This is a genomic window from Sphingopyxis sp. Root1497 (assembly GCF_001427085.1).
Taxonomy (GTDB): domain Bacteria; phylum Pseudomonadota; class Alphaproteobacteria; order Sphingomonadales; family Sphingomonadaceae; genus Sphingopyxis.
In genome coordinates this window covers 327,748-351,721 of sequence record NZ_LMGF01000005.1, presented here as the reverse complement: position 1 = coordinate 351,721, position 23,974 = coordinate 327,748, and the positions used below count along the sequence as shown (strand labels likewise).

Annotated in this window: 31 protein-coding genes; 17 read left to right on the top strand and 14 right to left on the bottom strand. The window is 66.3% G+C overall.

Annotation, left to right across the window (positions count from 1 at the left end; translation table 11 throughout):
- The first annotated feature begins 6 nt into the window (after positions 1-6).
- From ASD67_RS16145 to ASD67_RS16095, 11 genes are all read left to right on the top strand, one after another.
- Positions 7-615 carry a flagellar basal body-associated FliL family protein gene (locus ASD67_RS16145; RefSeq protein ID WP_056349472.1) on the top strand — a complete coding sequence of 203 codons (609 nt, stop codon included), beginning with the start codon at positions 7-9 and terminating at the stop codon, positions 613-615.
- Positions 612-1,559, top strand: coding sequence for a FliM/FliN family flagellar motor switch protein (locus ASD67_RS16140; RefSeq protein ID WP_056349469.1), 948 nt, complete (start codon positions 612-614; stop codon positions 1,557-1,559). Before ASD67_RS16145 ends, ASD67_RS16140 begins: the two co-directional genes overlap by 4 nt.
- On the top strand, positions 1,552-1,884 hold the full coding sequence (fliN, locus tag ASD67_RS16135) for a flagellar motor switch protein FliN (protein WP_056349467.1): 333 nt from the start codon (positions 1,552-1,554) through the stop codon (positions 1,882-1,884). Before ASD67_RS16140 ends, fliN begins: the two co-directional genes overlap by 8 nt.
- Complete coding sequence (locus ASD67_RS16130) at positions 1,884-2,168, top strand: flagellar biosynthetic protein FliO (RefSeq protein WP_056349463.1); 285 nt, start codon at positions 1,884-1,886, stop codon at positions 2,166-2,168. Before fliN ends, ASD67_RS16130 begins: the two co-directional genes overlap by 1 nt.
- On the top strand, positions 2,158-2,925 hold the full coding sequence (gene fliP, locus ASD67_RS16125; RefSeq protein ID WP_056349458.1) for a flagellar type III secretion system pore protein FliP: 768 nt from the start codon (positions 2,158-2,160) through the stop codon (positions 2,923-2,925). Before ASD67_RS16130 ends, fliP begins: the two co-directional genes overlap by 11 nt.
- 6 nt (positions 2,926-2,931) lie before the next feature.
- On the top strand, positions 2,932-3,201 hold the full coding sequence (locus tag ASD67_RS16120) for a flagellar biosynthetic protein FliQ (protein ID WP_056349455.1): 270 nt from the start codon (positions 2,932-2,934) through the stop codon (positions 3,199-3,201).
- A gap of 7 nt (positions 3,202-3,208) precedes the next feature.
- Complete coding sequence (fliR, locus tag ASD67_RS16115) at positions 3,209-3,988, top strand: flagellar biosynthetic protein FliR (protein ID WP_056349453.1); 780 nt, start codon at positions 3,209-3,211, stop codon at positions 3,986-3,988.
- 3 nt (positions 3,989-3,991) lie between these two features.
- The gene (flhB, locus tag ASD67_RS16110) at positions 3,992-5,131 is read left to right on the top strand and encodes a flagellar type III secretion system protein FlhB (protein WP_056349450.1); all 1,140 of its coding nucleotides are present in this window, start codon (positions 3,992-3,994) and stop codon (positions 5,129-5,131) included.
- Between the two features lie 103 nt (positions 5,132-5,234).
- On the top strand, positions 5,235-5,645 hold the full coding sequence (locus tag ASD67_RS16105) for a DUF7662 domain-containing protein (protein WP_156377743.1): 411 nt from the start codon (positions 5,235-5,237) through the stop codon (positions 5,643-5,645).
- A gap of 127 nt (positions 5,646-5,772) precedes the next feature.
- Positions 5,773-7,140, top strand: a complete 1,368-nt coding sequence (gene fliD / locus ASD67_RS16100) for a flagellar filament capping protein FliD (RefSeq protein WP_056349442.1) — start codon at positions 5,773-5,775, stop codon at positions 7,138-7,140.
- Between the two features lie 11 nt (positions 7,141-7,151).
- A complete protein-coding gene (locus tag ASD67_RS16095; RefSeq protein ID WP_056349439.1) occupies positions 7,152-7,541 on the top strand; it encodes a flagellar export chaperone FliS in 390 nt (129 codons plus the stop codon).
- Between the two features lie 224 nt (positions 7,542-7,765).
- Here the strand turns inward: ASD67_RS16095 and ASD67_RS16090 are convergent, their stop codons facing one another.
- From ASD67_RS16090 to ASD67_RS16025, 14 genes are all read right to left on the bottom strand, one after another.
- A complete protein-coding gene (locus tag ASD67_RS16090) occupies positions 7,766-8,830 on the bottom strand; it encodes a sigma-54 interaction domain-containing protein (RefSeq protein ID WP_056352026.1) in 1,065 nt (354 codons plus the stop codon).
- A gap of 194 nt (positions 8,831-9,024) precedes the next feature.
- A complete protein-coding gene (locus tag ASD67_RS16085) occupies positions 9,025-9,882 on the bottom strand; it encodes a flagellar motor protein MotB (RefSeq protein WP_056349436.1) in 858 nt (285 codons plus the stop codon).
- The gene (motA, locus tag ASD67_RS16080) at positions 9,882-10,745 is read right to left on the bottom strand and encodes a flagellar motor stator protein MotA (RefSeq protein WP_056349433.1); all 864 of its coding nucleotides are present in this window, start codon (positions 10,743-10,745) and stop codon (positions 9,882-9,884) included. The genes ASD67_RS16085 and motA overlap by 1 nt, the downstream gene beginning before the upstream one ends.
- Positions 10,746-10,843: 98 nt before the next feature.
- Positions 10,844-11,671: a flagellin gene (locus ASD67_RS16075; RefSeq protein ID WP_056349430.1), complete on the bottom strand. Its 828-nt coding sequence runs from the start codon at positions 11,669-11,671 to the stop codon at positions 10,844-10,846.
- 21 nt (positions 11,672-11,692) lie between these two features.
- Positions 11,693-13,018 (bottom strand): flagellar hook-associated protein FlgK, encoded by a 1,326-nt coding sequence (gene flgK / locus ASD67_RS16070; protein WP_056349428.1) that lies wholly within the window; start codon positions 13,016-13,018, stop codon positions 11,693-11,695.
- Positions 13,015-13,326 carry a rod-binding protein gene (locus tag ASD67_RS16065; RefSeq protein ID WP_056349426.1) on the bottom strand — a complete coding sequence of 104 codons (312 nt, stop codon included), beginning with the start codon at positions 13,324-13,326 and terminating at the stop codon, positions 13,015-13,017. Before ASD67_RS16065 ends, flgK begins: the two co-directional genes overlap by 4 nt.
- Positions 13,323-14,432: a flagellar basal body P-ring protein FlgI gene (locus tag ASD67_RS16060; RefSeq protein ID WP_056349422.1), complete on the bottom strand. Its 1,110-nt coding sequence runs from the start codon at positions 14,430-14,432 to the stop codon at positions 13,323-13,325. Before ASD67_RS16060 ends, ASD67_RS16065 begins: the two co-directional genes overlap by 4 nt.
- A gap of 22 nt (positions 14,433-14,454) precedes the next feature.
- Entirely contained in the window at positions 14,455-15,135 is a 681-nt protein-coding gene (locus ASD67_RS16055) for a flagellar basal body L-ring protein FlgH (RefSeq protein WP_056349419.1), read from the bottom strand.
- Positions 15,116-15,904 (bottom strand): flagellar basal-body rod protein FlgG, encoded by a 789-nt coding sequence (gene flgG, locus ASD67_RS16050; protein ID WP_056349416.1) that lies wholly within the window; start codon positions 15,902-15,904, stop codon positions 15,116-15,118. The genes ASD67_RS16055 and flgG overlap by 20 nt, the downstream gene beginning before the upstream one ends.
- A 12-nt stretch (positions 15,905-15,916) precedes the next feature.
- The gene (locus ASD67_RS16045; RefSeq protein ID WP_056349414.1) at positions 15,917-16,660 is read right to left on the bottom strand and encodes a flagellar basal body rod protein FlgF; all 744 of its coding nucleotides are present in this window, start codon (positions 16,658-16,660) and stop codon (positions 15,917-15,919) included.
- A gap of 35 nt (positions 16,661-16,695) precedes the next feature.
- Positions 16,696-17,523 (bottom strand): flagellar hook-basal body complex protein, encoded by an 828-nt coding sequence (locus ASD67_RS16040; RefSeq protein ID WP_056349411.1) that lies wholly within the window; start codon positions 17,521-17,523, stop codon positions 16,696-16,698.
- Between the two features lie 12 nt (positions 17,524-17,535).
- A complete protein-coding gene (locus ASD67_RS16035) occupies positions 17,536-17,850 on the bottom strand; it encodes a flagellar hook assembly protein FlgD (RefSeq protein ID WP_056349407.1) in 315 nt (104 codons plus the stop codon).
- 1 nt (position 17,851) lies between these two features.
- The gene (flgC, locus tag ASD67_RS16030; RefSeq protein WP_056349404.1) at positions 17,852-18,262 is read right to left on the bottom strand and encodes a flagellar basal body rod protein FlgC; all 411 of its coding nucleotides are present in this window, start codon (positions 18,260-18,262) and stop codon (positions 17,852-17,854) included.
- Positions 18,259-18,597: a flagellar basal body rod protein FlgB gene (locus ASD67_RS16025; RefSeq protein WP_056349402.1), complete on the bottom strand. Its 339-nt coding sequence runs from the start codon at positions 18,595-18,597 to the stop codon at positions 18,259-18,261. The genes flgC and ASD67_RS16025 overlap by 4 nt, the downstream gene beginning before the upstream one ends.
- A gap of 277 nt (positions 18,598-18,874) precedes the next feature.
- On the opposite strand from ASD67_RS16025, the gene ASD67_RS16020 reads away from it, so the two are divergent.
- The 6 genes from ASD67_RS16020 (at position 18,875) to ASD67_RS15995 (ending at position 23,942) form a co-directional block, all read left to right on the top strand.
- Positions 18,875-19,384, top strand: a complete 510-nt coding sequence (locus tag ASD67_RS16020) for a flagella basal body P-ring formation protein FlgA (protein ID WP_056349399.1) — start codon at positions 18,875-18,877, stop codon at positions 19,382-19,384.
- A 182-nt stretch (positions 19,385-19,566) separates the two neighbouring features.
- Positions 19,567-19,872, top strand: coding sequence for a flagellar biosynthesis anti-sigma factor FlgM (locus ASD67_RS16015; protein ID WP_056349396.1), 306 nt, complete (start codon positions 19,567-19,569; stop codon positions 19,870-19,872).
- Positions 19,869-20,174: a hypothetical protein gene (locus ASD67_RS16010; RefSeq protein WP_056349393.1), complete on the top strand. Its 306-nt coding sequence runs from the start codon at positions 19,869-19,871 to the stop codon at positions 20,172-20,174. Before ASD67_RS16015 ends, ASD67_RS16010 begins: the two co-directional genes overlap by 4 nt.
- An 81-nt stretch (positions 20,175-20,255) precedes the next feature.
- Positions 20,256-21,086, top strand: coding sequence for a transglycosylase SLT domain-containing protein (locus ASD67_RS16005; RefSeq protein WP_056349390.1), 831 nt, complete (start codon positions 20,256-20,258; stop codon positions 21,084-21,086).
- Positions 21,083-23,206: a flagellar biosynthesis protein FlhA gene (flhA, locus tag ASD67_RS16000; RefSeq protein WP_056349383.1), complete on the top strand. Its 2,124-nt coding sequence runs from the start codon at positions 21,083-21,085 to the stop codon at positions 23,204-23,206. Before ASD67_RS16005 ends, flhA begins: the two co-directional genes overlap by 4 nt.
- On the top strand, positions 23,196-23,942 hold the full coding sequence (locus ASD67_RS15995) for a sigma-70 family RNA polymerase sigma factor (RefSeq protein ID WP_056349379.1): 747 nt from the start codon (positions 23,196-23,198) through the stop codon (positions 23,940-23,942). Before flhA ends, ASD67_RS15995 begins: the two co-directional genes overlap by 11 nt.
- Positions 23,943-23,974 lie beyond the last annotated feature (32 nt).

The window sequence follows — 23,974 nt, the reverse complement described above, 5'->3', positions numbered from 1 at the left end:
AAAGTGATGAGCAAGGACAAGACCGACGCCCCCGCACCCAAGAAGGGCAAGATGAAGAAGCTGCTGATGATCACCGTCGGCGCCGCGGTGCTGATCGGCGCGGGGGCGGGCGTGGGCATGTATTTCGGTGTCGGCATGGCGGCGCATGCCGCGAAGCCCGAGGATCATTATCCCAAGCTGGTCGTGCGCGATCCCTCGGCCGAACCCGCCGCCAAGGGCGAAGGCGACGAAGCCCCGGCGCCGAAGGTCGGTACCGTTTCGGTCCCGAACGACAAGTTCAAGGTCGACCCGCGCAAATATGAGATCACCTATGTGCCGATCGCCCAGAGCTTCACGACGAACCTCGCCGACGGGTCGGGCTTCCTGCAGATCGGGATCAGCCTGTCGACCTTTTACGACGGCAAGGTCGTCGCCAACGTCGCGCGCCAGGACGTGCCGATCCGTTCGGCGGTGCTGATGGTGCTTGCCGAGCAGGATCCGGCGCTGCTGTCCACTTCGCACGGCAAGCAGCAGCTGCAGCGCCAGCTGACCGGCGCGATCAATCAGGTGCTGCGCGACAAGGAAGGGTTCGGCGGCATCGACAATGTCTATTTCACGAGCCTGGTGATCCAGTGACCACGAAAAGCAATCCCTTCAAGGCGCCGAAAGCGCCGGCCGCGAAGCCCGCACCCGAAGCCCCGGCGGACGACGCCAAGGCGTCGCTGCTGCTGCGCAAGGCCGAGGGCGGCTATGCCTTTCCGCTGCTCGACAGCGTCGCGAACCAGTTCGCGCGCAGCCTGCGCGACCTCGTCCGCGCGCTCGGCGCCCCGACGGTGCAGGTCGAGCGCGAGGCCGCCGAAGTCGTGCGCTTCGCCGACTGGACCAAGGCGTCGGCGCCGGCGATCTTCTGGCGCTATCACGCGCCGCCGCTGAAGGGTCCGATCCTGCTCGCCGGCGGACGTCCGCTGATCCTCCAACTCGTCGATATCTTTTATGGCGGCAAGGGCCAGCTCGGCGCCGAACGCGAAGAACTGACCGACGCCGAGGAACGCTTCGCGGCGCGGCTCGGCCGCGACATGGGGCTGCAACTGACAGCCGCCTGGGGCGACAAGCTGGCGATCGCGCCCGAACTCGACTGCGTCACCGGCGATCCCGCCAAGCTCGCCGCGGTCCGCGCCGACGACGAACTGCTCGTCCAGCGCTTCACGCTGCGCGGCGGAAAGCTCGACGGCCGCACCATCACCTGCGCCTATCCGGTCGCGGCGCTGCGCGGCATCGCGGGCGCCGAACCCGCCCCCGAAGCGCGCGAAACCAGCCCCGCCGATGCGGCCTGGGCGGCGACGCTGGGCAGCGCGCTCAAGACCGTGCGCCTTCCGGTGCGCTCGGTTCTGGCCCGTCCGGAAATTTCTTTGGTCAAACTGCTCGGTTTGGAGGTCGGTGATATCATTCCGTTAACCATTCCGCGCAATGTTCCGGTAACCGTCGCTGGCCGCAGTTTCGCGGTCGGCAGCATCGGCGAAGCCAATGGGAATGCAGCCATAATGATCGAGCATATCGAAAAAGGATCGGATCATGAGTGACATGAGCGAAGGCGCCGGTCGCCGCGATCGCCGCGACGCCAAGGATATGGCGATGGCGCCCAATTTCGACCTGCTCGCGGGGGTCTCGCTGCGCGTGTCGGTCGAGGTCGGATCGACGAGCATGACGCTCGCCGACCTGCTCGCCCTGTCCGAAGGCAGCGTCGTCGAACTCGACCGCGCCGCGAACGAACTGCTCGACATCTATGCCAATGGCACGCTGATCGCGCGCGGCGAGATCGTCAACGTCGATGGCCGTTACGGCATCCAGGTCGCCGAAGTGGTCGCCCCCGACCGCGGCCTCGCCGGTTTCGACCGGAGGGCCTGATGTTCGAATATATCCTGCGCCTGCTGATCCTGCTGCCGCTCGTCGGCGGCATGGCGTGGGGCAGCCTGTGGCTTTGGAAAAAGGTCCAGATGGGCACGCTCCAGCTGCCCGGGCAGGGCGCGAAACGGACGCGCGCGATCGAGATGATCGATGTGCTGCCGCTCGGCCCCGGCACCAAGCTGACCGTCGTCGAATTCGCCGGTCAGCGCATCCTGCTGTCGGTATCGCGCGGGGCGGTCACCCGCCTCGCCGACAACAGCCAGGGCGATTTCCATGTCGACTAGGACGAACTGGCTGCGCGCCGCGGCGATCGCCGGCGGCCTCGCGCTGCTCGTCGCGGCGCCCGCGGCCTATGCGCAGGAGGCCAATGGCCTCAGCCGCGCGGTGAACGAACTGGGCGGCGATGGCCGTCCGCTGTCGCTGTCGCTCCAGATCCTCGTCCTGATGAGCCTGCTGACGGTGCTGCCGTCGCTGCTGCTCATGATGACCAGCTTCACCCGCATCATCATCGTGCTGTCGATCCTGCGCCACGCGCTCGGGCTGCAACAGACGCCGCCGAACCAGGTGCTCGTGGGCCTCAGCCTGTTCCTGTCGCTGTTCGTGATGGCGCCGGTGATCACCGAGGTGAACCGCGTCGCGATCGAGCCCTATGGCCAGGAACAGATCGACATCGGGGTCGCGGTGTCGCGGTCGGGCGACGCGCTGCACGGCTTCATGCTGACCCAGACGCGCAAGTCCGACCTGATGATGTTCGCCAAGATCGCCAAAGCACCGAGCTATGCGAGTCCGAAGGACGTGCCCTTCTCGATCCTGCTGCCCGCTTTTGTCACCAGCGAACTCAAGACCGCGTTCCAGATCGGCTTCCTGATCTTCCTGCCCTTCCTGATCATCGACCTGATCGTCGCCTCGGCCTTGATGTCGCTGGGTATGATGATGCTGTCGCCAACAATCATATCCATGCCTTTCAAGCTGTTGCTCTTCGTCCTTGTCGACGGATGGGCGCTGACGATGGGCTCGCTCGCCGCCTCATTCGGGACCTAGCGACAGATGGAAGCAGATTATTTCATCGGGGTGGCGCAGCAGTCGCTGTGGATCCTCGCGCTCGCCACCGCGCCGTTGCTCATCCCGATCCTGGTGATCGGGGTGCTGCTTGGCATGGTGCAAGCGGCAACGTCGATCAACGAACAGACGTTGACCTTCGTCCCCAAGCTGATCGTCGCCGCAGTCTGCCTTGCGATCTTCGGCGGCAGCATCCTGGTGCTGCTCACCGATTTCACCCGCGAGATTTTCGCGCAGATCCCGACGCTCGTCCGATAAGCAGGCGATGAACCCCGCCGACATCCCGAATGTGGAGGCGATGCTGCAGCTGTGGATGCTCGGCATGATCCGCCCCGGCGCCTGCTTCCTGGCGGCGCCGGTGTTCGGCGCGACCAACGTGCCCATCCAGCTCCGTCTCGTCATCGCGCTCGCGGTCGGCGTGCCCGCGGTCGCCGCATCGGGGATGACGCTGCCGCCCGAGGGGATCGTGTCGGTCCCGGGGTTCCTGCTGGTCATCGGCGAGGTCGTGATCGGGCTTGCGATGGGATTCGTGCTCCAGATGGGGCTCGCCGCGGCGTTGATCGCGGGTGAGGCGATCAGCAACGCGATGGGTCTCGGCTTCGCGTCGATGATCGATCCGCTGAGCGGGTCCTCGAGCTCGGCGATCGGGCAGTTCCTGTCGATGCTCGCGACCGCGATCTTCCTCGCCGCCGACGGCCATCTGGTGCTGATCTCGATCATCGTCGACAGCTATAACGCCCTGCCGCCGGGCAACGCCTTTCCTTCCTATGAGACGATCGGGGGCATCCTGCGCTTCGGCAGCCTGATGTTCGCCGCGGGGCTGACGATCGCCCTGCCCGTGGGCTTCGTGCTGATCCTGGTCCAGATCATCATGGGCGTGATCGGTCGGTCGGCGCCCGCGCTCAACCTGTTCGCGGTCGGCATCCCGGCGACGCTGCTCGCCGGCGTCGTGCTGCTCGGCGTCGCGACCCCGGTGATGGCCGAGGGTCTCGCACATATCCTGTCCGACGCGCTCGACGCCGCGCGCATGGTCGCGGGGACCTGAGCGATGGCCGGACAGACCGAAAAGGACCAGAAAACCGAACAGCCGACGCCGAAGAAGCTCGCCGATTCGGCGCGCGACGGCGACGTGCTGCAGTCGCGCGAACTGGCGACGGCGCTGATGATGCTCGTCGCGGCGGGCTGGCTGATCGCGGCGGGCGGCTGGTTCGTGCGCTCGGCGGGCGACCTGCTGTCGCGCGGGCTGACCATCGACCACCGCGACATCGCCGATTTTGCACCGGGCGAAGCACTGCTGCGCAACGGGGTCGAGCTGCTGTTGCCGCTCGCCAGCCTGTTCGCCGCGGCGCTGCTCGCCGCGATCGCCGGGCCGGGCCTGCTCGGCTCGCTCGGCTGGCGCGGCAAGTCGCTCGAATTCAAGGGCAACCGCATGAACCCGATGAGCGGGCTCAAGCGCATGTTCGGCGCGCAGGGCGCGACCGAACTCGGCAAGGCGCTCGCCAAGGTCGCCCTGCTCGGCAGCATCGGTTACTGGCTGGTCGCCAAGAACCTGCCCGCGATCCTGCACATGGCGTCGAGCGACCTGCACAGCGCGGTCGGGCTTGCGGGGCAAGCGATTGGCCATGCGGTGCTGGTGATGGCCGGTGGACTGGTCGTCATCGCGCTGATCGACGTTCCCACGCAATGGTATCAGCGCAACCGCCGCCTGATGATGAGCAAGCAGGAAATCAAGGACGAGATGCGCCAGTCCGACGGCGCTCCCGAACTCAAGCAGGCGCAGCGCCAGCGCGCGCACGAGATGCTGAGCGGGTCGGCGCGCAAGGCGGTGTCCGAGGCGACGGTGATCCTGACCAACCCGACCCATTTCTCGGTCGCGCTGCGGTACCGCCCCGGCATCGATGCGGCGCCGGTCGTCGTCGCGCGCGGGCGCGGCGACGTCGCGCTGGCGATCCGCGAACTCGCACGCGGCACCGATGTGCCGATCCTCGAATATCCGCAGCTGGCGCGCGCGATTTACTTCACCGCGCGCGCCGGGCGCGTGATCCCCGAGGAATTGTTCGTCGCGGTCGCAACGATCCTGGCCTTCGTCTTCCGCCTTGAGCGCGCAGTCGCCGAGGGGATGGCGCAGCCCGACATCGACGTGCCCGAAACGCATCGCTTCGACGCCGAGGGACGAAAACAGGCATAGGGCCGGTTTCGACCGGTTTGGGGCGTTCCAATCCGGCTGAGATTGGGCTTGAAAAGACTCCAAAATGCTATATATTCTTTTGTAGCTTCTTATGGAGAGAATCATGTATCACTATCAACCTCTACGCGACTTTCTCGCTGCCAAAGGCGATCGATCGGTAACCCTGTCCTTCGGAGAGATCGAGGACCTCATCGGGCGGCGGCTGCCCCCATCGGCGTCGGGGTCGGTCAGCCGACAATGGTGGTCCAACGCGTCCTCGCATTCACAGGCCCGCGCGTGGCTGTCCTTGGGGCGCAAGGCCAAGTTGAACCCGACTGTCGGAATGGTCACCTTTTCCCGGCCCGCGCCGCTCACTACGTTGCCCGACACCATAGTAGTCGACATAACCGAACTGCATCCGATCACACTTCGCTTGCTCGAGACGATCGTATCGGAGACCAAGCTTAACGTAGAGGCCGCCACTGCGGCGCTGTTGAACAGTGCCGCCAATGACAGGCAACCGAAGTCTGAATGACGGTTGGGCTATCGACCGCGCCATATCAGTTCTCCGCCCCAATACCGTCTTCAGAGCGGGATAGTCGCACCGACGCCGCTTAAACTCCCGCCAGCGCGACCGTTATTGGGTCTGAAGGATATCGCGCATGGTCAGTTCAATCGCCAACAGCCTCGGTTTCGGATCGGGGATCGACACCAAGCAATTGGTCACCGACCTCGCCGCGGCGTCGCGCGCGCCCAAGGTCGAGCGCGTCACCCTGCTGGCCAAGCAGAATAATGCCAAGATCAGCGCGCTGGCGCAGGCGCGATCGAACCTCGAAGGCTTTGCCGACTCGCTGGGCCAGATGGTGTCCGACGGCACGCTGCGCAGCACCCCCACCGTCTCCGACGAAAGCGTCCTCAGCGCCACGTCGCGCGCCGGTCTGTCGGCCGACAGCTTCGCCGCGACGGTCGAGGTGATCCAGCTCGCGCGCGCACAGACCGTCTATTCGGGCATCGTCGCCGACAAGAGCGCCGCGATCGGCGCCGGCACGATGACGCTGACCGTCGGCGGGGTCGCCAAGACGATCACCATCGGCACCGCGAACAACAGCCTCGACGGCCTGGTCAATGCGATCAACGCCAGCGGCGCCGGGGTCACCGCCTCGCTCGTCGCCGACGAGGGCGGGCATCGCATGATTTTGAAGGGGCCGAGCGGCGAGGCGAACGGCTTCACGCTGGAAACCGCCACCCCCGAACTCGCCGGTTTCGCTTATGGCTCGGGCGGCGGCATGACGCTCGGCCAATCGGCGACCAATGCCCAATTCACTATCGACGGCGTCGCCTTCAGCCGCGCGAGCAACATCGTCGACGATGTCGTGCCCGGCATGTCGCTGACGCTCAGGAAAGCGGCGCCGGGGCAACCGGTCGACATCGGCGCGAGCCGGCCGCTCGACATGATCAAGCAGACGGTCAGCGATTTCGTCGACGTCTATAACCAGCTCAAGAAAAGCCTCGCCTCGGCATCGAGCATGTCCGGCGCGACGACGGGCCTGCGCGAACTCGAACGCGAATTGCAGGCGCTGGTCGGCAAGGTGCTGACCAGCAACAGCGGCATCAACAAGCTGAGCGACATCGGCATCGGATCGACCCGCGACGGCCTGCTCTCACTCGACACCGCGAAGCTCGACAAGGCGCTCGCGACGAATGCCGGCGCCGTGGAGGCGCTGTTCAATCCCCGCCGCGACGCGACGCATAACGAGACCAGCGATCCGGGCATCGCTTTCGCGCTCGACGCGATCCGCGACAAGGCGATCGCGACCGACGGGGTGATGGATCGCGTCTCCAAATCGCTCGCCGCAAAAAGCGAGGCGCTCGCTGAGACGCTCGAAAAAATCGAACAGCGCGAGGAATCCTACGCTGCACGGCTCGAAAAGCAATTCGGCGGCCTTGATGCCAAGCTCGCGGCTTTCAAGGCGACCCAATCCTATCTCGAACAGCAGATCGAGATGTGGAACAACCAGAACAAGAATTAAGGGCGATCGCCATGGCAGCCACCGCCTCCACGGTCCGCGCGACCGGCCAGTACCGCCGCATGCAGAGCGAAAGCCGCGCGGCCGGCGCCGACCCGGTCGAACTGGTCACCATGCTCTACGACGAGTTGGAGATCGCGATCGGCGTGCTCGCCGCGATGGTGCGGCAGGGCCAGCCGATTTCGGCCACCGAACCCGCACACCGCGCGCGCGCGATCCTGATCGGGCTCGACGCCGGGCTCGACCACAAAGCCGGCGGCGACGTCGCGGGCGCGCTGTCGCGGGTTTACAGCAGCATGCGCCGCAAGCTCGACAAGGCGGTGGCCGCGAACAGCGACGCGGACCTGGATGAGCTGCTGGAAGGCGTGAAGACCGTGAGCGGGGCGTGGCGGCAGCTCAGGTAAGAGCCGTCATTGCGAGGAGCATCGCGACGAAGCAATCTCCAGCCATCGGCCTGGCGCTGCGCCGATGGCTGGAGATTGCTTCGCTTCGCTCGCAATGACGGTTTTCAGCTTGCCCAAAAAACTTCGGCACCGGCCCCTTCCCTCTTTCATCGCCAAGGTGGGGACTGGCGACAGAAGGAACGAACCGGTGCCGATTCAGCGGCACTGAGACTGGTGGGGTAGTCTCAGGCTGCCTGTTGCTGAACTCCATATTTGCGCATCTTTTCGATGAGCGTGGTGCGCTTGAGCGTCAGGAGACGCGCGGCTTCCGAAATGATGCCGTCGGCAAGGTCGAGCGCGACGTGGATCTGTTCGAGCTCGATCGTCTCGATCTCGCGCTTGAGGTCGATCGGGCGGCCCGGCGCCGGCGTCTTGCCGAAGGGCGCGGCGGGCGTGCTATCTTCCGCGCTGGCCTGCGCCGCGACAAAGCTGGTGGGGATAGCCTGTCGCGGCGCAAGCGCTGCGGTGGGGTTCAAAAGAATGGCGACATCGTCGGCGCCCAAAGTCTCGCCGCCGTGCAATACGCTGGCGCGCTCAACGAAGTTGCGCAATTCGCGGACGTTGCCGGGCCAGGGATGCTGCATCAGCGTGAGCATGGCGTCATCGTCGAAACGGCATTTGGCGTCGCCGGGCATCTTACGCTGGAAATGGCGGATGAGCGCGGGAATATCCTCGACGCGGCTGGCAAGGCTGGGGACCTGAAGCACAACCACGCCGAGCCGGAAGAACAGGTCTTCGCGGAATTTGCCATCGGCGATCGCAGCGCCGAGATCCTGGTGGGTGGCCGAAATGACGCGGACGTCGACGGCCTTCACATCGCTGCTGCCGACGCGGACGATCATCCGTTCTTCCAGCACGCGGAGCAGTTTGACCTGCATGTCGAAACGCATGTCGCCGATTTCGTCGAGGAAGAGCGTACCGCCCTCGCTCGCTTCGAAATGGCCGATGCGGCGGGCATGGGCGCCGGTGAAGCTGCCCTTTTCATGCCCGAACAATTCGGATTCGATGAGGTCGCCGGGGATCGCGCCGCAGTTGATCGCGGAAAAGGCCTTGCCCGAACGGACGCCTTCGTCGTGGATCGCGCGGGCCACCAGTTCCTTGCCCGAGCCCGAAGGGCCGCAGAGCATGACCGAGGCGTTCGAACGCGCCACGCGGCGGATCATGTCGCGCAGTTGCGCGGCCGCCGGGCTCGTCCCGATAATCAGCATTTCAAGGGCAGCCTGGTCGCTGCCGTTCCCCACCTTGGTCATTTCGATCTCCACCGCGCCCCCCGAATTCGGCGCTTCTCGATGACCCAAGAGATTGCGGAATCTGGTAAACAAAAGACTAACCAAACCGACCTAACCCCTTCAAATCAAAGAGTTATTGCCAATCTGGCAGCAATGGTGGCGGATGTCCGTTGTTAAGGATTATATCGCTGCCAGATTGGCACCAATTGTTCCGATCAGCTGCCGCCATTGTCCCAGCCGAGAGTGATCGAGATGCGACGGTTGCGCGGATCATATCGATTCGAGGGGACATAAGGTTCGGTATCGGCCACCCCCTCGATGCGCGCGAAGCGGCTGGAGCCGATGCCGCGGAAGGCGAGATATTGCCGCGTGACCTCTGCCCGCTCGACCGACAGGCGCCAGTTGTTGGTGCCCGCCTTCGCCGAATAAGGGCTGGCGTCGGTATGGCCGCGGATCATCACCTGGTTCGGAACCTCGGCGACGATCGTCGCGATCTGCGCGAACAATTTGTTCGCCTCCGGCGTCAGCTGGTTGGTGCCGACGACGAACATCGAGAAATCGGCATCGTCGACGATGTCGATGCGCAGCCCTTCGCGCGTTTCGGTGAAGCGGATGTTGGGCGCGAGGCGGCGGATCTCGGCTTTCGCCTGGACCTCGCGCAGCAGCGACTTGGCGAGCTTCTGGAAATTGGCGCGCTGAATCTCGCGGCCCGATGCCTCGCGCGGGCCGCCGGTGGCGTCGCGCGGGATCGTCATCGCGCGCGTACCCGTCTGCCCCGCGGCGTTCGGATATTTGTCGACGGAGACGAGCGAGTCGCCGCCGAACAGCCCGGTCGAGCCCGCGGTGTCCTGTTTGGTCTGGACGATCGTCGGGGCGAAATAATCGGCGAGCGCCTTGCGCTGCTTCTCAGTCGTCGCGCCGAGCAGCCACATCAGCAGGAAGAAGGCCATCATCGCGGTCACGAAGTCGGCATAGGCGACCTTCCACGCGCCGCCATGATGACCGGCATGCGGCGCTTCGATGATCTTCTTGACGATGATCGGGCGCAGCGGGGTATTCGGACGCGCGGCCATTACCGGCCCCGCATACCGTCGAACACCTCGGCGAAGGTCGGCTGGTTGTCATGGTCAACGCCCGAGCGGGCGGCCTCGATCACCAGCGGCTGCGGATGGCCGTGGAGCGAGGCGATGATCAGCTGCTTCACCGTGTGATAGATGGCGGCGTCGCTTTCGATCACCGCACGCGCGCGCGTCGCGAACGGACCGACGAGGCCATAGGCGAGCAACACCCCGAGGAAGGTTCCGACGAGCGCCGAGCCGATCATGCCGCCGAGGACTTCGGGCGGCTTGTCGATCGAGCCCATCGTCTTCACCACCCCGAGCACCGCGGCGACGATGCCGAGCGCCGGCAACGCATCGGCCAGGCTCTGCAGCCCGTCGGCGGGCTTGATCGCATGATGGTGGTGGTTCTTGATCGCGCTGTCCATCACCTCTTCGACCGCGTGCGGGTCGAGCGTGCCCGACGACACGACGACGAGGCGCAGCGTGTCGCAGATCAGGTGGACGAGCGTGTCGTCCTTCAGGAGTTTCGGATATTGCTGGAAGATCGGCGAGCTCGCCGGATCCTCGATATGCGGTTCGACCGCGACCGGCCCCTCGGTGCGCATCATCTTCATCAGCGTCGAGACGAGCAGGATGCAGTCGAGATAGTCGGACTTCTTGTAGGTCGGCCCCTTGAACACCTTGCCGAAGCCGCCGCCAAGCGCCTTCAGCTCCTTGCCCGAATTGCCGATGATCAGCGATCCGACCGCGGCGCCGCCGATGATCAGCATTTCGTGCGGCAGCGCGTGCATGACGGGGCCGAGATTGCCCCCGGTCAGCGCAAAGCCCCCGAACACCAGCACGAGAAGAACAACGATGCCGATTACGGGAAACATGCGCGGTGGGCTCCTGTCGGGGCGGTACCCCGAAAATCAGGGCGTCTTGATGATTAACGGCAGCGGCGGCGAAAGATTTAGGGCGAAGCGCCCTCGCCTCAGCTCAAAATATCGAACAAGGTCTGCCGGTTGATCCGCGCGAAGGCCGCCTGCGCCGCGTCGAGCGTCAATTTCTGGGCATTGAGCTCGGCGATCGCCACCGACAGGTCGGTGTCCTCGACCGCCGATCGTTCGTCGGACAGGGTGATGCCGCGCAAATCGAGGCTGTCGCCGATCCGTTCGAGCCGACCGGCCGAAAGGCCCATTGCCGCGCGCTGGTCGGCGATGTGCGAGATCGCACCCGACAGGGTTTCGAGCGCGGCACCCATCGCGGCGCTGTCGCCCGCGGTGATCGCCGCCGCGGCATCGCGCAGGCCCGTCGACACGCTGTTGCCGTCGACGACAAAGGCGGTGCTGGCCGACGGCACCGGTGCGAAACTGACGTCGGCATCGAAACGCACCTGCTTGGCATTGGTCGCGAAGATCGGCTCGCCATTGGAATCGCGCGTCGCGGCGAAGCCGTCGATCTCGTCGGCGATCGCCGACAGTTCGGCCGCGATACTGGCACGGTCGGCGGGATTGGTCGTCGCGCTCGCGGCCGTCATCGTCAGCTCGCGGGCGCGGGTCAGAAGATTGCTCACCGAACCCAGCGCGCTGTCCGCCTGCGACACCTGCGCGGTCGCGGTCTTGACGTTCGCCGCCCAGGTCTTCGCACTCGCCTGCGCCTTGCCGATCGTCGCGATCCGCTGCGAGGCGGCGGGATCGTCCGAGGCACGGAGCAATTTCTTGCCGCCCGAAATCTGGGTCTGGATGCGTTCGAGCTGGTCGGAGAGTTTCGACTGGCGCGCGATTTCGCGCGTCATGCGGTTGCCCACGGCATTGATCATCGCGCGGTCCCTTCTCTATCGTCAGATCGCGCTGAGCAGCGCTTGCATCGTCTCGCGCGCGACCTGGATCGTGCGCGCGGCGGCGGAATAGGCTTGCTGAAAGCGCAGCAGGTCGGCGGCTTCCTGGTCGAGGTCGACCCCGCTGACGCTGTCGCGCGCGGCGGCGGCGCCGTCGGCGCGGGTTGCGGCGGCGGCAAATTGCGCCCGGCTCGACGAGGTGGCCTGCGCCTGCGACGCGAGCCGCGACGCCCAGGCCGCTTCGGGGTCATTGGCTCCGCGCATGCCGCCGATCGCGAGCATATTGCCGTTGGTGCCGCTGCCGTTGGCGGCGGCGACCTGACTGGCCGACAACGGTGTCGCGGTCAGCGTCGCGGCGGTGGTGCCGGCGAACAGCGGCTGGCCGGCATTGCCATTGGCATCGGTGCCGGCCTGATGCGCGGCATTGAGCTGGCCGGCGAACTGCGCCGCAGCAGCGTCGAGCCCGGCACGCTGGTCGGCGACATGGTCGGCGGCCTGACTGAGTCCGGCGAGGTTGCCCGAACCGGGGTCGATCGCAGCACCGCCGGCCGTGAAGCCCAGCCGCCCCTCGGCGGCAGTGGCGATCGCAACATGGGTCACCGTCGCATTGCCGACGAGCGTGTCGCCCGTTCCCGCGGCGCGCAGCGTGACCGTGCCCTTGTCGTCGAAGCTGGCCGTCACCGACATCTGCGACGAAATCTGGTCGATCAACCGGTCGCGCTCGTCGAGCAGGCTCGCCTCGTTGGTCGACCCCGCGCGCGCCTTGCGCAGGCCGGCGTTGACGCTTTCGAGGGCATCGAGATTGTTGTTGAGATCGGTGACCGACGACTGCGCCGCGTCCGAAATGCCTTCCGACATCGCGCCAAGCTGGGTGGCGCTGGAGCGGAACCCCGACGCGACATCGTCGACCGATTGCAGGAACTGCGCCCGCAGGGTCACATTGTTCGGATCGGCGGTCAGCTGGTCGGCGGTGGTGAACAGCTTGGTGAGGTTGGTCGAGATGCCGTTGGCGTCGTCGCTCAGCGCGCTTTCGACCTTGGTCATCCAGTCGGCGCGCGTCGCCGCGCGCTCGGCTTCGCCCGAGGAGATGCGCGCGTCGTTGATCAGCCATTTGTCGATCGAACGGCTGATGCCCTGGATCGTGACGCCGCCGGGGCTGACGTTGCGCCCGACCAGCGCCGATTCGGTTCCGCTCGCCATTTCCTTGAGCGCCAGCGTACGCCGGGCATAGCCGGGGGTCTGGGCGTTGGCGATATTGTCGCCGACGGTCGACATGGCGCGCGAATAGGCTTTCAGCCCGCTCGCGCCGATGCTGAGCAGGTCGCTCATTGTGTGCCTCCGCCCAGACTGCTCGGGCCGCCGCCCGTGATGCCCCTGAACTGGCGTTCGACCATGTCGGCAATGCCGAACTGGCGCATCGCGGCGATGCTGTCGGCGGTCTTGGCGTCGGCCATCTCGCGGAAATTATCGGTCGCGCTCGACCCGAAGACGTCTTCGCCGAGCTTCGCCTGGCGCATCGACGCCATCAGCTGGCGCAGAATGACGGCCTCGAAAGCCTCGGCCGCCTTGCGCAGCCCGCCGTCGCCGCCGCCGGCAGCCGCCGGGGTCGCGCCGATCGAAGAAATGGGCGTCGTCATATGATCACCAGTTCCGCAGTGAGCGCGCCGGCCTGGCTCAGCGCCTCGAGGATGGCGACGAGGTCGCCGGGAGGGACGCCCATGCGGTTGATCGCATCGACGAGTTCGGACAGCGACGCGGTCGGCTTGACCAGCATCATCGGCCGATATTCTTCGGTCACCTGGACGTCGCTCGACTCTTCGACCGCGGTCTGGCCGCGGCTGAAGGGCGCGGGCTGCACCACCGTCGGCGATTCCTTGATCGAAACGGTGAGCTTGCCCTGCGACACCGCGGCGGTGCCGACGCGCACCGCGCCGTTGATCACCACCGTGCCGGTGCGGGCGTTGACGATGACCTTGGCGGGCGGTTCGGCACGCCGGACGCCGAGATTTTCGATCTGCGACATCAGGCGCATCCGCTGGTCGCCGCCACCCGCGGCGCGGATCGCGATGCTGGCGCCGTCGATCATCGACGCGCTGCCGGGGATCGCGGCGTTGATCGCGTCGGCCACCGCCTTGGCGTTGGTCGCATCGAACTGGTGGAGATTGAAGGTCAGCATCTCGCTGCTGGCGAAGCCGGTATCGACCGATCGTTCGACCGTCGCGCCACCCGCGATGCGGCCGCTCGACGGGACGTTGACCGTCAGCTTCGACCCGTCGGCGGCATCGACGCCGAGTCCGCCGATGACCAGATTGCCCTGCACCATCGCGTAAATCTGTCCGTCGGCACCATAGAGCGGCGCGAGCACGAGGGTGCCGCCGCGCAGGCTCTTGGCCTTGCCGATCGCCGAGACAGTGACGTCGAGGCGCTGGCCGGGCTTGGCGAAGGGCGGCAGTTCGGCGGTGATCATCACCGCCGCGGCATTTTTCAGCGCCGGATTGACGCCGGGAGGGAGGGTCAGGCCGAAGCGCGACATCGCGCCCTTCATGCCCAGCGTCGAATAATCGAGACTGTCGTCGCCCGTGCCCGCGAGCCCGACGACGAGGCCATAGCCGGTCAGCTGGTTGGCGCGCAGGCCCTGGAACTGGCCCATGTCCTTGATCCGCTCGGCCTGCGCCGGAGCGGCAAAGCTGAAGCTCGCGGCGAGCAAGGCAAGGAAAGCGAAAATGGCATGGCGTATCGGCACGGAGTTGGTCCCTTCGTGTCTGTCAGAACGGGCTGATGATCGAGAAGAAGCGTTGCAGCCAACCCTGCTGGCTGGCACGGGCGATCTCGCCCTTGCCGACGTAGCGGATGTGCGCGTTGGCGACGCGGGTCGACAGGATGCGGTTGTCGGGGCTGATGTCGATCGCGCGGACGATGCCCGAGATCTGGACGCGCTCGTCGCCGCGGTTGAGGGTGAGCAGTTTCTCGCCCTTCACCAGCATCGTGCCGTTCGGATAGACGGCGGCGACGGTCACGCTGACCTCGCCCGACAGCGTGTTCGACTGGGCGGCGTCGCCCTTGCCCTTGAATTGAGACCCGCCCCCCATGGCGACATCGCTGGGATTGAACAAAGACAGCGGTCCGGTGGCCGGCGGGGTCAACCCGACGCTGCCGTCGCGCGTCGTGCCGGCGCTGTTGCTCTTCGCCGCGATCGTCCGTTCGACGAGCTGGATGGTCAGGATATCGCCGACCTGCCCCGCGCGCCCACCCGAGGTGAGCGCGACATAGCTGCCCTGAAAAATCGAGCCATTGGCGGGCGGCACCGGCGACGCCGGTTCGGGCATGGTGACCGAAAAAGCGTCGGGCGCGATCTGGTCCTTCTTCTTCGCCTCGACCGCGGCCGGGGCCGCGAGCAGCGCGAAGAACAGGAGGCCGGTCAGGCCGTCAGAGCGTTTGCGTGGCATTTTTCAGCATCTCGTCGGTGGCCTGGATCATCTTCGAGTTGACCTCGTAAGCGCGCTGGGTCTCGATCATGTCGACAAGTTCCTCGACGACATTGACGTTCGATCCTTCGAGCATGCCGCCGCGCAGCGTGCCGCGGCCTTCCTCGCCCGCGGCGCCGACCAGCGGCGCACCCGAGGAGGCGGTCTCGACGAGGATATTGTCGCCGATCGCCTGCAACCCCGAGGGATTGGCGAAGCGCGCGATCTCGATGCGGCCGAGTTCGGTCGCTTCCGACTGGCCCGCGACCTGCGCCGAGACGGTGCCATCGGCGCCGATCGAGATGCTCGTCGCATCCTCGGGAATCTGGATCTGCGGTTGCAGCGGTTTGCCATCGGGGGTGATGATCGTGCCGTCGGCCGAGCGGTTGAAATTGCCCGCGCGGGTGTATCCGGTGCGCCCGTCGGGCATCTGGACCTGGAAATAGCCAGCGCCTTCGATCGCGACGTCGAGCGCATTGCCCGTCGTCTGCAGCGTGCCCTGCGTATCCATGCGCGAGGTGCCGGCGAGTTCGACGCCGGTGCCGAGGTTGAGCCCGGTCGCATAGCGGTTTTCCGCCGACGACGGCGCTCCCGCCTGCGTCATGATCTGATAGCCCAGCGTTTCGAAATTGGCCCGGTCGCGCTTGAAACCCGTGGTGTTCACGTTGGCGAGGTTGTTCGCGATCACCTGCATCCGGAAGCCCTGGGCATCCAGACCGGTTCGCGCGACGTGCAAGGCACCATAGCTCATATTCTTGTCTCCTTAACGGGGCAGCGACATCAGGTTCGCGGTCGCGCTGTCCATGTCGCGCGCGTCACTGATGAGCTTGAGTTGCGAATCCCAGGCCTTGCTGGCCTCGATCATGTCGACGAGGGCGACCGTCGCGGTGACGTTCGAGCCCTCGATCGAGCGGGTGATAACGCGCGCTTCGGGATCGTCGGGCAGGATGCCCCCGCCCTTGACGCGAAACAGATTGTCGAGCCCCTTGACGATGTCCGACCCGGTCGGGGTCGCGAGGCGCAGGCGATCGACCTCCTGCGGATTTTCGGGATCGCCGCCGGCGGGCACGACAAAGACGCGCCCTTCCTGGTCGATCTTGATCGAATCCGCTGGCGGGATGGTGACGGGTCCTTGCGAACCCTGCACCGGATGACCGTCGCCGGTGGTGAGCAGTCCGCTGGGCGAAACCTGAAGGTCGCCGCGGCGGGTATAGCCCTCCTCGCCGTTCGGCGCCTGGACGACGAGCATCGCGTCGCCGGCCATCGCGATATCGAGGTCGCGGCCGGTCGCGGTGATCGTGCCGGCGCGCATATCGGCGCCGACGACTTCCTCGGACGCCATGGCGCGTCCGCCCGCACCGCTGCCGTGCAGCCACAGCGACTGCGCTTCGGCCATGTCGGCGCGAAAGCCGGGGGTCTGCGCGTTGGCGAGGTTGTTGGCGATCGCCGTCTGCCGGGCCATGCTGCCCCGCATCGCGGTGAGGCTGGTATAGATGACGCGGTCCATGGGGTTGCTCCTGGCAGGCGGCTAATCGCGGGCTATCAGCGGAGGCCGATGATCGTCTGGGTCAGCGCGGACGCGCCCTCGATCGCCTTTGCATTCGCCTGGAAATTGCGCTGGGCCGCGATCAACATCACCAGTTCCTCGGTGATATCGACGTTCGAGCGTTCGAGCGCGCCCGACTGGATCGTGCCCATCGGGCCGTTGGTCGCCGCATCGATCGTCGGCTGGCCGCTCTCGCCGGTCGCCTGCCAATGCGCGTCGCCGACGGGGCGCAGGCCCTCGGTCGCGGGGAAGGTCGCCATGGCGATCTTGCCGAGCGTCTGGTTCGAACCATCGGCGAAGGTCGCGGTGGCGAGGCCGTCCTGGCCGATCGACACGTTGACGAGCGCGGCGTCGGGATTGCCGGCGGCGTGCTGCGGCACGACGAAGTCGGTCGTCGAGGCAAGGGTGCGGCTGGTGACATTGCCGTCGGCATCGACGGGCAGCAGCTGCAGCGTCGCGCCGGTCGAGTCGACGACGCGGCCATCCTCGAGCGGCGAGAAGGAGCCGTTGCGGGTGTAGGTGACCTGGTTGCGCGGCGGCTCGCCCTTCACGACGAACATGCCGTCGCCGATGATCGCCATGTCGAACGTCTTTTCGCTCGATTCATACGACCCTTGGGTGAACTGCTGGGTGATGCCGGTCAGGCGCGTGCCCTGCCCCGCGACGGTCTTGGTCGACTGGTTCGGCGAGGCGGCGAAGATGTCGCCGAACTGCGCCTTGCTGCGCTTGAAGCCGATCGAACCGGCGTTGGCGATGTTGTTCGAAACGACCGACATTTCGGTCTGGGCGCCCTTGAGGCCCGAAAGCGAGGTGTAGAAAGACATGGGATCGGTTCCTTACTGCGTGCTGGTGGTGTCGGTGGTGGTGGCCGGCGCCGGGGTCGAGGCCTTGATGTCCTTGAGCAGCTGGGTCTGTGCCGTGAGCTGGTCGGAAATCGTCTGAAGCGTCGTGTTCGTCTCGGTGATCCCCGCGAGGCTGGAGAATTGCGCCATCTGCGCGACCATCGCCTGGTTATCGACCGGGTTGAACGGGTCCTGCTGGCTGAGCTGCGCGGTCATCAGGCGCAGGAAATCGCTCTGCCCCATCTGGTTCGCGCTGCCCTTCGGCTGGAGCACGACATTGCTGGTGTTGGTGACGCTGTTCACGGCCATCTTACTGTCCCATCCGCAGGGTTTCGTTGATCAGGCCCTTGGCGGTTTCGAGGACCTGGACGTTGTTCTGATACTGGCGGGCGGTCTCGACCATCTCGACCAGCTCGGCGGCGCTATCGACCGCGGCGTCCCAGACATTGCCGTCGGCATCGGCCAGCGGGTTGTTGGGATCGTGCCGTTTCGACGGCGCCATTTTCGTCTGCGTGACCTGGTCGACCGCGACCGTCGCGCGGCCGCCTTCGTCCATCACGGTGCGGAACACCGGCTTCATCGAGCGATAGGCGCCGGCTTCGCTGCCGGCGGTCGTCCCCGCATTGGCGAGGTTCGATGCGGTGGTGTTGAGCCGGATCAGCTGCGCCGACATCGCGCGGCCGCTGATGTCGAAGACCGAGAAATTGCCGTTCATCGTCATTCGCCCTTCAGCGCGCGGGTCAGCGTGTTGACGCGGCCCGAGAGGAAGGAGAGGCTCGAACGATAGGCGAGCGCGTTTTCGGCGAAGGCGGTCTGTTCGGTCGCCATTTCGACGGTGTTGCCGTCGAGCGACGACTGGACCGGAATGCGATATTCGATCGCCCCTTCCATCGAGCCGCCCTGCTGCGCGAGGTCGAGCGCTTTCGAAAAGTCGAGGTCGCGCGCCTTGTAATTGGGCGTCGCGGCGTTGGCGATGTTCGACGCGAGCAGCATCATCCGCTGGCTGCGGAGCTGCAGCGCATTGGCGTGGATGCCGAAGAGCTTCTCTGATGCCATCGTACACAATCCTTCTTTCGGTGGTCCGCTCCGGCACCGGCCGGCGCAGACGCGCGAAAAACACCAAGGCATTATGCAATCGGCGTGCCAAACGTGGATTATCGCCGGATTTCCTCCATTTTTCAGGCCCCGGAACCGTCAGTCGTGCGAGCTGTCGGCGCGAGGGTCAGATTTTTGACGGCCGTGCGGCGGGCCGCCCCGAAAGCCGCGGCAAAGCGCGACTGGCACGCATCCTGCAATCAGGCGAGCGACCATTTTGGACCAAAGGAGATGGGTCATGAACCGCAATTTTTTCCTTGCCATCGGCGCGTTGGCCATGGCGATCCCTGCCGAAGCGCCGGGCCAGACCGCCAGCGAGGACTGGCAGACGATCGACGTGCTCACCGCAATGGTGGCCAGTGCCATGGGCCGCACCGCGACCCCGATCGACCGCCGCATCAAGCTCGCGCGCTGTCCCGAACAGGCATCGGTGACCGCCGTCGACAGCTCGACGCTCGCCGTCCGTTGCCCGTCGCTCGGCTGGCGGCTGCGCGTGCCGATGACCGCCCCGGCCGGCGCCAGCGCCGCAGGCGGCTTCGTCGCCAAACCCGCGGCCGCCGCACCGGTGGTGCGCCGCGGCGACAATGTCCGCGTCACCATCGATACCGAAAGCTTCTCGATCAGCTACGCCGCCACCGCGACGCAGGACGGCCGCGTCGGCGACCTGATCGCGCTGCGCGGCAGCGACACGAAGAGCGCGCTGAGCGCCGTCGTCACCGGCCCGGGCCGCGCGCGCCTGGTCGACTGACCCCTCCTGATCAAGGTTCCGAGCCTTGTCCTCTGGCCCGGTGGTTGTCGGCTTCCCGACGCCGCCGGGCCTTTTCTTTGGTTTTTTTGACCGATCGCGCTTAATCGCCCGATTTCGCGTCCGTTAAGTCCCTTCGAACAGGCCCGTCGTTTTTCTGACGGACCCGAGGAAAGGAGGCGCACATGACGGGAGACGGCAAGATCGGGCTGCAGGTCGGCAACGTCGTGCGCATCGGCGCCGTGCGCAAGATCGCCGGCGCCACCGCAGAACCCGCACCGACGCCCGCGCAGCCCAGGGCCGCGAGCGAGCCGGTACCGGTCGCCAGCCTGATCACCCTCGCCGCCGATATCGCCAGCCAGCCCACGCCGATCGACGGCGCGCGCGTCGCGGCGATCCGCGGCGCCATCGCCGGGGGCAGCTATGTCCTCGACCCCGCCGCCACGGCGCGCGCGATGATGCAGTTCCACGGACGCGGCGCCGACGCATGATGATGCAGATGGAAGAGGTGCAGGCCCAGCTCGACACGCTGGTCGCGGCGCTCGACGGGCACGACGCCGGCGCGATCATCGCGGCGACCGAAGCGCTCGCCACCGCGGTGATCCTGTTCCGCAGCGCGAAGGTTCCGCCTGGCCGCGAAGACCATGCGCGGATGCTGATCGACATGGTGCTGCGCAAGCTCGAGGCCGCCGCGATCCGGGTCAATGTCCTCAAAAACTGGACGCGTCAGAGGATTGACAGAAACCACCAGGTCCGCGGCACCGGACCCCAGGGTATCGCGCTAAGCTATTAATTAACCAAGACAACTACGCCATTTCCGAAGAATGGCACGATGATTGCTTTTGGTCTGCTGAATGCAGCGGAACCAACAGCCATGACGACGATCAACAACAGTGCCGCCAGCAGCGCCGCCTCCCCCGTGATGGCGGCGGTGCAGGACGCATCGGGCCGTACCGGGGTCGATTTCGATTATCTGGTCGATGTCGCGCGTGTGGAAAGCGGCTTTAACCCGACCGCGAAAGCATCGACCTCGTCGGCGCGCGGGCTGTACCAGTTCACCAAATCGACCTGGCTCGCGACGCTCGACCGCCACGGCGCCGACCATGGCCTCGGCTGGGCCGCCAACGCGATCGGCCGCGACGCGTCGGGGCGGCTCACCATCACCGACCCCACCCTGCGCCAGCAGATCTTCGACCTGCGCGACGACCCCGCCGCTTCGGCCGCGATGGCCGCCGCCTTCACCTCCGACAATCGCGCCTATGTCGAAAGCCGGACCGGCCGCACCGCCGAGCCCGTCGACCTGTACCTCGCCCATTTTCTGGGAAGCGGCGGCGCGGTGAAATTCCTGTCAGCGTGGGCGGCCGACCCCGACCAAGCCGGCGCGACGATGCTGCCCGAGGCCGCGGCCGCCAACCGATCGATCTTCTACGCCGCCAACGGCAGCATGCGCAGCCTCGGCGACATTCGCGAACGCTTCCGCGCCAAGCTCGATGCCGGCGGCGAGCCCGGCTTCACCCCCGGCGCCTTCCCCGGCGGCACTGCCCCAGCCCCCGGCTGGCGGATGCAGATGGCGAGCATGAGCGGCACCCAGGCCGGGCGTCCGCCGCTTTCGATGATGGATATTCAACCAATGCCCAAGAAACTCTCGATGGGCTTCGCAGCCCAGGCCTATCAACGCCTCGCCTCGCTCGGAGGCGGCGCATGAACCTGAGCTTCAACGCCCGCGACGCCGGTCGTTTCGCCGGCGCCGCCGCGCTGCCGGCGGGGATGCTGATCCTCGTCGCGCTGATGGTGATCCCGGTATCGCCGCTGATCCTCGACATCAGCTTCGTCGCCAACATCATGGTCAGCCTCGCGGTGCTGATGGTCGCGCTGTCGGCCGCCAAGCCGCTCGATTTCTCGGCCTTTCCGACGGTGTTGCTGCTCACCACCCTCTTTCGCCTCGCGCTCAACGTCGCCTCGACGCGCGTCGTGCTCGTCCACGGGCACGAAGGCACGCACGCCGCGGGTCATGTCATCGAAGCCTTCGGCCAGGTGCTGATCGGCGGCGACTATGTCGTCGGCCTGTTCGTCTTCGTCGTGCTGATGATCATCAACATGGTCGTCATCACCAAGGGCGCGGGGCGCGTGTCCGAAGTGTCGGCGCGCTTCACCCTCGACGCTTTGCCCGGCAAGCAGATGGCGATCGACGCCGACCTCAACGCCGGGCTGCTCACCCCCGACGAAGCCAAGGCGCGGCGCGTCGAAGTGGCGACCGAAGCCGATTTCTATGGCTCGATGGACGGTGCGTCGAAATTCGTGAAGGGCGACGCGGTCGCCGGCCTGCTGATCCTGTTCGTGAATATCGTCGGTGGCCTGATCCTCGGCGTGTTCAGCCACGGCCTCAGCTTCTCCGAAGCCGGCAGCACCTATGTCACGCTCGCGATCGGCGACGCCCTCGTCGCGCAGATCCCGGCACTGCTGCTGTCGATCGCCGCCGCGTCGATCGTTACCCGCGTCACCTCGCCGCTCAACCTGAGCGACCAGATCGGCAGCCAGTTCGCGTCGCCGCATGTCTGGTTCGCGGTCGGCGGCATCCTGTTCATTCTCGGCATGGTCCCGGCGATGCCGCAGATGCTGATCCTGCCCGCCGCGGCGCTGTCGCTCGGCATGGGATGGCAGTTGCGCAAGGCCGCCGCCGCGGTCGCCGCAACTCCCGAACCGGCGCTGCCCGCGCCCGACCCGCACCTGATCGAATGGTCCGACGTCAGCGATTCGAGCCCGTGCCAGCTCGAGATCGGCTATGCCCTCGTCGCCCTCGTCGACGAACGCAAGGGCGCGCCGTTGATGGGCCGGATCACCGGCATCCGACGCCAGCTGTCGAAAGAACTCGGCTTTGTCGTCCCCGCGGTGAAGGTCAGCGACGACCTGTCGCTGCCCGGCAACGTCTATCGCATCTCGGTCGCGGGGGTGATCGTCGGCGAGGACGAGGTCTTCCCCAATGAAATGCTCGCGCTCGACTCGGGCGACCTCGTCACCAAAGTCACCGGACGGCCGTGCAAGGACCCGACCTTCGGCCTCGACGCCTTGTGGATCCCGCGCAGCAGCCAGAACGACGCGATCGCGGCCGGCTATACCGTCGTCGATCCGGCGACCGTTGTCGCAACCCACCTCAACAACAGCATCGTCGCCGCGTCGTCCGACCTGTTCGGTATCGACGATGCACAGGCGCTGATCGACAATCTCAAGGCCCAATATCCGCAGCTCGCGGCGAGCCTGACCCCGGCGGGCTATGCGCTGCCGCGCATCGCCAGCCTGTGCAAGGCGCTGCTGATCGAGCGCATCCCCTTGCGCGATTTCCGCAAGATCGCCGAGGCGATGGTCGCCTTTTCTGGCCAGCAGCTTGGCGAAAGCGACCTGGTCGAGGCGGTGCGCCAGCGCATCGGCGCGCTGATCGTCCAGACGATCGTGCCGAGCCGCATGCCGCTGCCCGTCGTGACCTTCACACCCGAGATCGAGATGCTGCTCAACCAGGCGGTGCGCGCCAATCCGGGCGCCGAATGGCCGTTCGAACATGGCATGGCGATGAAGATCGTCGGACAGATCGGCGAGGCGGTCGAACCGCTGCTGTTGTCGACGCGCAGCTTCGCGCTGGTCGCGTCGCCGATCTGCCGCCCCGCGCTGTCGCGGCTCGTCCGCGCGACGTTCCCCGACGTCGCGGTCATTTCCTACCTCGAAATTCCCGCCAGCAAGGCGACCGAGATCGTTGCGACGATCGGTGCCGATGTGCCGCGGCTAGCCGACGAAAGCGCCGAGCAGATGAAGGACCATCATCATGAGAATTGAGCCTGCCGAGCAATTCGCCGGCGCGGCGGCGCGCGCCGCATCGCCGCAGGGCTATGGCACCAGCGCCGAGGACCTGATCGACGAATATGCGCCGCTGGTGCGCAAGATCGCCTGGCAGGTGTTCTCGCGCCTGTCGCGGACGAGCGACCTCGACGACCTCGTCCAGACCGGGCTGATCGCGCTGATCGAGGCGAGCCGCCACTATGAAGAACGCGGTTTCGCCTTTGCCACCTACGCCTCGACGCGCATCCGCGGCGCGATGATCGACCAGCTGCGCCGCGAGGCCGATGTCGGGCGATCGGCGATGGTCGCCAGCAAGCGCATCGGCAGCGTCCGCGCGGCGCTCGAACAGAATCTGATGCGCGCGCCGACGACCGCCGAAATGGCGGCGGCGTTCGAAATGTCGGCGGAGGAATATTTCGCACTCGAACGCAGCGCGACGCACGGGCGGTCGACCTCACTCGACGCGATGCTGGACGAAGGCAGCTTCCTGCTCGCCGACGACAGCGACGGGGCCGACGACCGGTGCGAACAGGACGATCTGCTCGAAGCGCTGGGCCAGTGCATCGCCCGGCTACCCGAGCGCGAGCAATTGGTGCTGCAGCTCTATTTTTTCGAGGAACTCAATCTGCAGGAAATCGGGCTGACGCTCGATGTCAGCGCGGCCCGCGTGTGCCAGATCAAGGCGGGCGCGATGGCCAAGATCGACCGGATGTTGCGCGATATCACCGAATAGGATGACCGGGCGCGGCGACCGGGGAGGCCAGC